The sequence below is a fragment of the Halorubrum sp. ARQ200 genome, from assembly GCF_005435115.1.
Lineage (GTDB): Archaea > Halobacteriota > Halobacteria > Halobacteriales > Haloferacaceae > Halorubrum > Halorubrum tropicale.
Genome location: NZ_SGTZ01000017.1, coordinates 72,787 through 82,661 on the forward strand (window position 1 = coordinate 72,787; position 9,875 = coordinate 82,661).

7 protein-coding genes are annotated in these 9,875 nt (G+C 69.7%); 1 reads left to right on the forward strand and 6 read right to left on the reverse strand.

Annotated elements, in window-relative coordinates:
- Positions 1-3: 3 nt before the first annotated feature.
- From EXE50_RS15890 to gyrB, 4 genes are all read right to left on the reverse strand, one after another.
- Positions 4-2,022: an AMP-binding protein gene (locus EXE50_RS15890; protein ID WP_137705535.1), complete on the reverse strand. Its 2,019-nt coding sequence runs from the start codon at positions 2,020-2,022 to the stop codon at positions 4-6.
- 47 nt (positions 2,023-2,069) lie between these two features.
- Entirely contained in the window at positions 2,070-2,240 is a 171-nt protein-coding gene (locus tag EXE50_RS17230; RefSeq protein WP_158293561.1) for a hypothetical protein, read from the reverse strand.
- 83 nt (positions 2,241-2,323) lie between these two features.
- A complete protein-coding gene (gyrA, locus tag EXE50_RS15895; RefSeq protein ID WP_053771337.1) occupies positions 2,324-4,825 on the reverse strand; it encodes a DNA gyrase subunit A in 2,502 nt (833 codons plus the stop codon).
- Entirely contained in the window at positions 4,822-6,738 is a 1,917-nt protein-coding gene (gene gyrB, locus EXE50_RS15900; RefSeq protein WP_137705536.1) for a DNA topoisomerase (ATP-hydrolyzing) subunit B, read from the reverse strand. The genes gyrA and gyrB overlap by 4 nt, the downstream gene beginning before the upstream one ends.
- A gap of 183 nt (positions 6,739-6,921) precedes the next feature.
- Between gyrB and EXE50_RS15905 the strand changes: the two genes are divergently transcribed.
- The gene (locus EXE50_RS15905) at positions 6,922-8,133 is read left to right on the forward strand and encodes an iron-containing alcohol dehydrogenase family protein (RefSeq protein ID WP_137705537.1); all 1,212 of its coding nucleotides are present in this window, start codon (positions 6,922-6,924) and stop codon (positions 8,131-8,133) included.
- A gap of 10 nt (positions 8,134-8,143) precedes the next feature.
- On the opposite strand, the gene EXE50_RS15910 is transcribed toward EXE50_RS15905, so the two are convergent.
- Entirely contained in the window at positions 8,144-8,524 is a 381-nt protein-coding gene (locus EXE50_RS15910) for a nuclear transport factor 2 family protein (RefSeq protein ID WP_053771340.1), read from the reverse strand.
- On the reverse strand, positions 8,508-9,701 hold the full coding sequence (locus EXE50_RS15915; RefSeq protein WP_053771341.1) for a potassium channel family protein: 1,194 nt from the start codon (positions 9,699-9,701) through the stop codon (positions 8,508-8,510). The genes EXE50_RS15910 and EXE50_RS15915 overlap by 17 nt, the downstream gene beginning before the upstream one ends.
- Between the last annotated feature and the right edge of the window lie 174 nt (positions 9,702-9,875).

Genomic DNA, 9,875 nt, shown 5'->3' on the forward strand with positions numbered 1-9,875 from the left:
CGCTCAGGCCGGATCGCGGAGCGAGTCGAGCGCCTCGGGGTTCTCCATCGAGGAGAGGTCTCCCGGGTCCTCGCCGACGTACACCGACTCGATCGCGCGACGGATGATCTTCCCCGACTGCGTCTTCGGGAAGGCGTCGACGAACAGCAGCTCGCGCGGCCGGAACGGCTTACCGTGCTCGTCGCCCACCAGCGCGCGGAGCTCCTCGCGGAGGTCGTCGCTCGGGTCGACGCCCGGTTCGAGCACGACGTACGCGACGACCGCGGTGCCGGTGGTGTCGTCGGGGACGCCGACCGCCGCCGCCTGATTGACGGCGTCGTGGTCGATGAGGACGCCCTCGATCTCCGCCGGTCCCACCTTCCGGCCCGCGACGTTCAGGGCGTCGTCGGCGCGCCCGTGGAGGAACCAGAAGCCGTCGTCGTCCCTCTGTGCGAAGTCGCCGTGGTCCCACAGGTCGGGCCACGTCGACCAGTACTCGTCGAGGTAGCGCTCGTCGCCCGACCACAGCGACTTCGTCATCGAGGGGCAGGAGTCGCGCGCGACGAGGTAGCCGCGCTCGCCGGACTCCTTCACCGACTCGCCGGTCTCGTCGACGATGTCGATGTCCATCCCGAGCCCCGGCCCGCCGAGCGTACAGGGCTTCAGCGGCTGGTTCGGCATCGGCATGAGGAAGCAGCCGCAGATCTCCGTGCCGCCGGAGATGTTGATTATCGGGCACTCGCCGCCGCCGACCGCGTCGTGGAACCAGCGCCACGACTCGGGGTCCCACGGCTCGCCGGTGGAGCCCAAGATTCGGAGCGAGGAGAGGTCGTGTCCCTCAACCCACTCGTCCCCGTGCTTCCGGAGCGCCCGGATCGCGGTCGGAGAGATGCCGAACTGCGTGATCGAGTGTCGGTCGATCAGCTCCCAAAAGCGGTCCGGCTCGGGGTGGTCCGGCGCGCCCTCGTACATCACCACCGTCCCGCCGAACGCGTGGTTGCCGATCAGCGTCCACGGGCCCATCATCCAGCCGATGTCCGAGACCCAGAAGAACCGGTCCGCGGGCTTCTGGTCGAAACCGAAGTGGATCTCCTTGGCGCACTGCGTGAGGACGCCGGCGTGGGTGTGGACGATCCCCTTCGGCTCACCGGTCGTCCCCGAGGAGTACAACAGCATAGACTCCTGGTCGCTCGGGAGGCGCTTCGTCTCGTACGTCGCGGGCTGCGAGCCGACCGCCTCGTCCCACGTCCGGTCGCGGTCGTCGTTCCACGGGACGGGGTCGGCGCCCGTATCGTCGCTCGCGGGCGTCGCGCCCAGCCTGTCGTACACGACCACCTCCTCGACCTGCCCGGCGTCGGCGATCGCGTCGTCCGCGGTCGCCTTCAGCCGGACCTCGTCGCCCCGTCGGTAGAACCCGTCGCCGGTGAACAGCACCGCGGGCTCGGCGTCGTCGATCCGCGTCGCGGTCGCCTCGCGTCCGAAGCCGGAGAAGATCGGGACGGCGATCGCGCCGACCTTCAGGCAACCGTAGAGGATCGAGACGACCTCGGGCACCATGGGCATGTAGAGGCCGACCGTGTCGCCGGTCTCGATCCCGGCCTCGGTCAGGTAGTTCGCGACGCGGTCGCTCTGCCTGCGGAGCTCGTGGAACGTGACCTCGCGGACGTCGCCCGGCTCGCCCTCCCAGATCAGCGCGACGCGGTTGCGGTTCGGAGCGTCGACCGCGGCGTGGCGGTCGACGACGTTGTGCGCGACGTTGATCTCCCCGCCGGGGTACCAGTCGGAGAACTGCGGGCCCTCGGCGTCGTCCCGGACGGCGTCGTAGTCGGCGTAGAAGTCGATGTCGAGGTAGTCGACGATCTCGTCCCAGAACCAGTCGACGCCCGACTCGGGCTCGCCCGCGATCTCGGAGGTAGTGCGTTCGATGAGCGCCTCGTAGTCGTCGATCCCGTACTCCCGCATGAACGCGGCGACGTTCGTCGACTCGGCGAACGCCTCGCTCGGTTCGTGTACGACCTCGTCTATCCCCTCGTACTCGTCCATCTCGCCCGGTGATTTTCGCGGCGACAGTAAGTAACTTTCCTGAAAGACTACGGTGGCTCGGCACACTCGCCCGTACGGACCACGTCCACGTCGACGGGAGCGTCGCCGTCGTTGCGGACCGCAAGGTCGAGTCGGCTCGGCTCGGGGTCACCGAGACAGCCGGCCGCCGCGCCGGCCGGCGCACCGAGGCCCGCCGCGAGGGGGCTCCGTCGTTCCATGGCGACCGGTCGTCGGGGCGGGAGTTCAACACCGCACACCGCGGCGGTGTGAGCCCGCGAAGAGAAAGTCGGCGTCCGGTCCGCTATTCGTCGTCGGTCTCGGCGTCGTCGTCACCCTCGTCGTCCGCGGCCGCGTGGACCGACTCGGGGACGATGTCGACGGAGGCGACCTCGTCGTCGGGGTCGAGGTTCATCACGATGACCCCCTTCGTGTTGCGGCTCACCGTCGATATCTCCTCGACGCGGGTCCGCATGATCTGCCCGGCGGCGCTCATCGCGATCAGGTGGTCGCCGTGGGTGACCGCCTCGATGGCGACGACCTCGCCGTTGCGGTCGCCGGTCTTGATGTCGACGAGCCCCTTCCCGTTCCGCGACTGCGGGCGGTACTCGTCGAGGTCGGAGCGCTTCCCGTAGCCGTTCTCCGTGACGGTGAGCACCCAGTTGTGGTAGCCGTCGTCGATGGCGGCGACGCCCGCGACGGCGTCGCCCTCGCGGAGGTCGATGGCGATCACGCCGCGGGCCGTGCGGCCCATCGCGCGGGCGTCCGACTCGTCGAAGCGGATCGCCATCCCGTCGCGGCTCCCGATGACGATGTCGCGCTCCCCGTCGGTCACCTCGACGTCGACCAGCTCGTCGCCGTCCTCCAGCCGGATCGCCCGGATCCCGGTCGACCGGATGTTGCCGAACTCCTCGACGGCGGTCCGCTTGATGTACCCGTCGCGGGTGACCATCGTGAGGAACTCGTCGTCGTCCAAGTCCTCCGTATTGACCACCGACTCGATCTCCTCGCCGTCGTCGAGGTCGAGGAGGTTGACCGCGGACTTCCCACGGGCAGTGCGGGACATCTCCGGGATCTCGTAGGTCTTCAGCTCGTAGATCTGGCCGTGGTTCGTGAAGACGAGCAGGTAGTCGTGGGAGTTGGCCGCGAACACCGAGGAGACGCGGTCGCCCTCCTTCAGGCCGGTGCCGATGATCCCCTTGCCGCCGCGGTTCTGCGCGCGGAACTCGTCGAGCGGCATCCGCTTGATGTAGTCGTCCTCGCTCATCACGACGACCTGCTCCTCTTCCGGGATCAGGTCCTCGTGAGTCACGTCGCCCGCGTCCTCGATGAAGCTCGTGCGGCGCTCGTCGTCGTACTCGGCCTTGATCGCCTGCAGCTCGTCGACGATCACTTGGTCGAGCTCGTCGGGGTCCGAGAGGATGGTCTCCAGCCGCTCGATCCGGGCCTTGACCTCCTCGTACTCCTCCTCGATCTCCGCCGTCTCCATCGACGTGAGCGATCCGAGCTGCATCCGGACGATGTGGGCCGCCTGCGCCTCGGTGAAGTCGAACGCGGACTCCAGCGCGGTCTTCGCGGCGTCGCGGTCGTCGGAGTCCTGGATCGTCTCGACGACGCTGTCGACGTTGTCGAGCGCCTTCAGGCGCCCTTCGAGGATGTGCGCGCGGTCCTCGCGCTCGGCGAGCTCGTGCTCGGAGCGGCGGCGCACGACCTCGCGCCGGTGGTCGACGTAGTGTTCGAGCGTCTGCTTGAGGTCGAGCACCTGCGGCGAGCCGTCGACCAAGGCGAGGTTGATGACGCCGAACGTGCGTTCGAGGTGGCTCTCTAACAGCTGGTTTTTCACCACGTCCGCCATCGCGTCGCGCTTCAGCTCGACGACGATCCGGATCCCGTCGCGGTCGGACTCGTCGCGGAGGTCGCGGATCCCCTCGATGGCGCCCTCGTTTACGTCCTCGGCGATGCGCTCGACCAGCCTGGACTTGTTCTGCTGGAAGGGGAGCTCGCTGATGACGATCCGGCCCTCCTCCTCGTCGACCTCGAACTCCGCGCGGACGCGGATCCGGCCGCGACCGGTCTTGTAGGCCTTGTGGACCGCGTTCCGCCCGACAATGTTCGCGCCGGTCGGGAAGTCCGGCCCCTTGACGTGCTCCATCAGGTCCTCGACGCTCGCGTCGGGCGTCTCGATCAGCTCGACGGTGGCGTCGACCACCTCGCCGAGGTTGTGCGGCGGGATGTTCGTCGACATCCCGACGGCGATGCCCGACGAGCCGTTGACGAGCAGGTTCGGGAACGCGGCCGGGAGCACTTCGGGCTCCTCCAGGCGGTCGTCGTAGTTCGCCTGGAAGTCGACGGTGTCGCGCTCGATGTCCGCCATGAGCTCCTCGGCGATGGGGGCCATCCGGGCCTCCGTGTACCGCATCGCGGCCGGCGGGTCGCCGTCGACCGAGCCGAAGTTCCCCTGGCCGTCGACGAGGGGGTAGCGCATCGAGAAGTCCTGGGCCATCCGCGCGAGCGTGTCGTAGATGGCGCTGTCGCCGTGCGGGTGGTAGTCACCCATCGTCTCGCCCACGACAGAGGAGGACTTGCGGTGCGCGGAGTTGCTCGTCACGCCCGCCTCGTTCATCGCGAAGAGGATCCGGCGGTGGACTGGCTTGAGCCCGTCGCGTACGTCGGGGAGCGCCCGCCCCGCGATGACGGACATCGCGTAGTCGATGTACGACTGCTCCATCTCGTCTTCGATGCGCGCGTTCGTCACCTGCGCGGCGCGCACGTCGCCGGGGTCGGCGTCGGGACTTTCCGAGCTCATATGTCCACCCACTCCGCTTCGGTCGCGTGCTCCTTGATGAACTGCTTCCGCGGCTCGACCGCGTCGCCCATCAGCACGTTGAACATGCGGTCCGCGGCGGCCGCGTCGTCGACGTTAATGCGCTTGAGACGCCGGTTTTCCGGGTCCATAGTGGTATCCCACAGCTGGTCGGGGTTCATCTCGCCGAGCCCCTTGAACCGCTGGACCTGCGTCGGGTTGCCGTCGCACTTCTCCTCGATGATCCGGTCGCGCTCCGCCTCGGTCATCGCGTCGTACGTGTTCCCGCGGTAACGGACGCGGTACAGCGGGGGCTGGGCCGCGTACACGTAGCCGGCCTCCAGGAGGGGCTTCATGTGGCGGTACAGCAACGTGAGAAGCAGCGTCCGGATGTGGGCGCCGTCGACGTCGGCGTCCGTCATCAGGATGATCTTGTTGTACCGGACGTCGTCGATGTCGAACTCCTCGCCGATGCCCGCGCCGATCGCGGTGATCAGCGCGCGGATCTCGTCGTTCTCTAAGATCCGGTCGAGGCGGTGTTTCTCGACGTTGAGTATCTTCCCCTTCAGCGGGAGGATCGCCTGGTTCTCGCGGTTGCGGCCCTGCTTCGCGGAGCCGCCCGCGGAGTCGCCCTCGACCACGAACAGCTCCGCCTCCTCCGGGTCGCGGGTCTGACAGTCGGCCAGCTTCCCGGGCAGCGCGGTGGATTCGAGCGCCGACTTCCGGCGGGTGAGCTCCTCGGCCTTCTTCGCGGCCTTCCGGGCGCGCGCGGCCTCGGCGGCCTTGTGGACGACCTTCTCCGCCGTGTCGGGGTTCTCCTCGAAGAAGGTGCCGAGCTTCTCGTGGGTCGCGGACTCGACGACGCCGCGCACCTCGCTGTTGCCGAGCTTCGTCTTCGTCTGCCCCTCGAACTGCGGGTCGGGGTGTTTCACCGAGACGACCGCGGTGAGGCCCTCGCGCACGTCTTCCCCTTTGAGGTTCGCGTCGAGGTCGTCGACGAGCCCGTGCTCGTTGGCGTAGTCGTTGACCGTCCGCGTGAGCGCGGTCTTGAAGCCGGTGAGGTGGGTGCCGCCCTCGCGGGTGTTGATGTTGTTCGCGAACGCGTGGACGGAGCCCTGGAGCTCCTCGGTCGCCTGCATCGCGACCTCGACCTGGACGCCGTCGGTCTCGTCCTCGAAGTAGATGACCTCCTCGTGGATCGGCGAGCGCGTCTCGTTGAGGTACGCGACGAACTCGCGGATCCCGCCGTCGTACTTGAACGTCTCCGCGGTGTCGTCGCGGTCGTCGACGAGACGGATCTCGACGCCGGAGTTGAGGAAGGCGAGCTCGCGGAGCCGGTTCGCGAGCGTCGACGTCTGGAACTCCGTCGTCTCGAATATCTCCGCGTCGGGCCAGAATCGGATCTCCGTCCCGGTCGACTCGTCGCCGTCCATGTCGCGGACGCGCTCGAACCCGTCCTCCGCGGGCTCTCCCCCGGCGAACCGGTGGCGGAAGACGCCGCCGTCGCGCTTGACCTCGACCTCCAAGCGCTCGGAGAGCGCGTTGACGACGCTGACGCCGACGCCGTGGAGCCCCCCCGAGACCTGGTACGACTTGGAGTCGAACTTCCCGCCGGCGTGGAGGACGGTCAGGATGACCTCCAGCGCGGGCCGGTCGTACTCCTCGTGGGTGTCGACCGGGATCCCGCGCCCGTCGTCGCTGACGGAGACGGAGCCGTCCTCGTGGATCCGCACCTCGATCTCCTCGCAGTACCCCGCGAGCGCCTCGTCGATGGAGTTGTCGACTACCTCGTAGACGAGGTGGTGGAGCCCTCGACCGTCCGTCGACCCGATGTACATCGCCGGTCGCTTACGGACGGCCTGTAGGCCCTCAAGGACCTGGATTTGGCCGGCTCCGTATTCACTCTGCTCTGACATAGGAACTTACTACCGCTAATCGCTGTCGGGTTATAAAGCCGGCGCACGCGCGCGGGCGTGAGCGGCGACCGCCGTCGGACCCACGAGACGCGATCGGCACCGCCGACGGACCCACGAGACGCGGTCGTCGCGTGTGTAACGTTCCCACAGCTACAAGCCGTGCCCCCGCGTACCGATCGCCGAATGCTACCGATCGCGGACTCCTTCGAACACGTTCACCGCGGCTGCGAGATCCGGTACGGACGGGGGCGAATCGCCGACCTCGGGGGCTGGCTCGCCGAGCGCGGCCTCGACGACGCCCTGGTCGTCTGCGGTTCGAACACGGGCGCGAACGACGCGCTGATGGACCCGATACGGGGCGGGCTCGGCGACCGGCTCGCCGGCGTCTTCGACGGGACGACCCCCGACAAGCGGGTCGAGACCGCCTACGACCTGCAGGACGCCCGGGCCGAGGTCGGAGCCGACGTCCTCGTCGCGGTCGGCGGCGGCGCGAGCCTCGATATCGCGCGACAGGCGACGCTGCTCGCAGCCGACGGCCGCGACCTCGACGACCTCCGCGCCGACGCGGAGGCGGGGGCGGACGCGCTCGGCGACCTCGCGCCCGAGAGCGGTCCGGCGGTCCCGTTCGTCGCCGTGCCGACGACGTTCGCGGGCGCGGACGTCTCCACGGGCGGGTCCCTGGAGGTCTTCTCCGCCGACGAGTCGCCGACCGGCCAGCCGGTGACCGTCAGCGGGAGCGGCGCGTGGCCGATCGCGGACGTGGCCGACCCGGCGCTGTTCGAGACGACGCCGACCTCGGTGCTGGCCGGGTCGGCGATGAACGGCTTCGACAAGGGGATCGAGACGCCGTACGCCCGCGACGCCGACCCGGTGAGCGACGCGGCCGCGGTCCACGGGCTCCGGCTCCTCTCCGACGCGCTGCCCCGCGTGGCCGGCGACCGACCGGGCGGCGAGGACGCGACGGACCGCGCGGTGGTGGGGTCGCTGCTCGTCCAACTGGACCGCAAGATCAGCGTGATCCACGCGTTCGGGCACGGGTTCGCCCGGCGCTACGACGTCCAGCAGGGCGCGATCCACGCCGTCGTCGCGCCGCACGCGCTGGCGTACCTCTTCGACGAGGTCGACGCGAGCCGCCGGGCGCTCGCGGCCGGGCTGGGGGTCCCGACCGACGGGCGCGACGACGGCGCGATCGCCGAGGACGTGGTCGAGGCGGTCGACGACGTCCGCGGTGCGCTCGACGTGCCGAGCCGGCTCCGAGACCTCCCCGAGACGGACGAGGCGGACCTCCCGGCGATCGCGGAGTTCGTCGCCGAGGACCCGCCGATGGAGCGCGCGCCGGCCGACCTCGACGCGACCGCGACGGGGATCCTCGGCGTGTTGCGCGCGGCCTGGTAAAGAGAGGGCCTCAGTCGTCCGCCGCCGCGTACGTCTCCAGCGCGGTCAGCCGTCCGTCCGCCGCGTCGAACACGTCGACGAACGCGAACAGGGCCTCGCCGTCGGCGTCGAGCAGTCGGCCGCGGACAGCCACGCCGGGGCCGGACGGGTACACGCCGTCGACAGCGTGGGTCGTGTCGGTGTTCGGCCGCTCGTCGCGCATGAACGCGACGAAGCGCTCGCGCCCCTCGAAGGTGCGGTCGGGGCGCCGCTGGACGAAATCCGGGTCGAGCAGCGACGCGAGCCGGTCGTACTCGCCCGCGTCGAGCGCGTCGTAGTAGGCGCGCGCGAGGGCGGCCGGGTCCGAGGGCGTCGCCTCCGCTCGCTCCCCGCCCTCACGCCGCGAGGGCATGGAACTCCTCCGCCGAGGTCCGGGTCCCCTTCGAGATGATCACGTCGCCGCCCCGGAGGGTGGTGTCGATGTCGGGACCGATCAGCCAGCCGTCGTCCGGGCGGCGGATCGCGAGGACGCTCGTCGAGATGTCCGTCGCGGGCACGCCGTCGACGACCGCGGTCCCGTCGAGGTCGCTCCCCGCGCCGACCTCGGTCCGGGTGATGATCTCGTCGGACTCCTGGACGGCCATCTCCACGACCGGGTGGACGTCGAGGTCGCGGCGGACCCCCTCGGTGATCGCCAGCGCGGCGTCGGATATCTCCTCGGTCGCGACGCCGAGGTGGATGAGCCCGCGCAGCGACACCGGGTCGTCGGCCTCGGCCGCGGCGCGGAGCGTCCACGCCTCGAAGCGCGACTGGAGCGCGTCGACCTCCACCTCGAGGTTGCTCACCTCCTCCGCCAGCTCCTCGTTGTCGAAGAGGACGGAGCCGTACGCGAGGTCGACCGCGAGCTCCGAGAGGTTCTTCATCAACACGATCGAGTCGACCGCGCGTTCGAGGTCGTCGATCCCGGGCTCGGCCGCGGGCCGCGGCTCGAACGGCTCGCCGCTCAGCTCGGGGACCACGTCCGCGACGCCGGCCTCGGGGCCGCGCAGGAGCGTCACGTCGCCCGCCTCAAGCCGGGTGGTCGGCCCGGGGTTGAGGATCCAGTCCTCGTCGCGCCGGACCGCGATGACGCGGACGCCGGTCTCCGACTCGAGGTCGATGTCGTCGAGCGTCCGGCCGGCGTACGCCGAGTCGGCCGTCGCGGTCGCGCGGACGAGCGTCTCGACGCCCGCCGAGAGCGCGCCGCGCATCGCGTCGGGGAGCCCGATCTCCTCGGTGACGATCTTTGCGATGTCGCCCGCGGCGTCGGCCACCTTGTCGGCGGCGGCGATGACGCCGAGGACCGGCGCGAGCGTCTCCGCCTCGGTCGGGTTCCGCGCCGCGAGCATCAGGCTCATCCGGGCGCGCAGCTGGAGCACGTCCATCCGGTGTTCCAGCTCGACGACCTCGTGCGCGACCGTCGGGCTCCCGTGGAGGACCGCCGAGTACGACAGGTCGATCAGCAGCTCCGCCGTGTCCTTCATCTCGACGAGCAGGTCCTTGACGCTCGTCGGCTCGTAGCGGACCGTGCGCCCGTCGAAACGTCCCATGCGACTCCCTCTCCGGCGGCGAGTAAAAGGCTTGTTGCGGGGACGACGGTCGCGTTAACTTAGAGGATGAGGCGCTCGACTTCAGAGTGCTTATGGCCGAAATCGAACGCCTCAGCGAACGTATCACGTGGATCGACTTGTCGTTTGTGGAGCGAGATCGAACGCCGCGCTGGG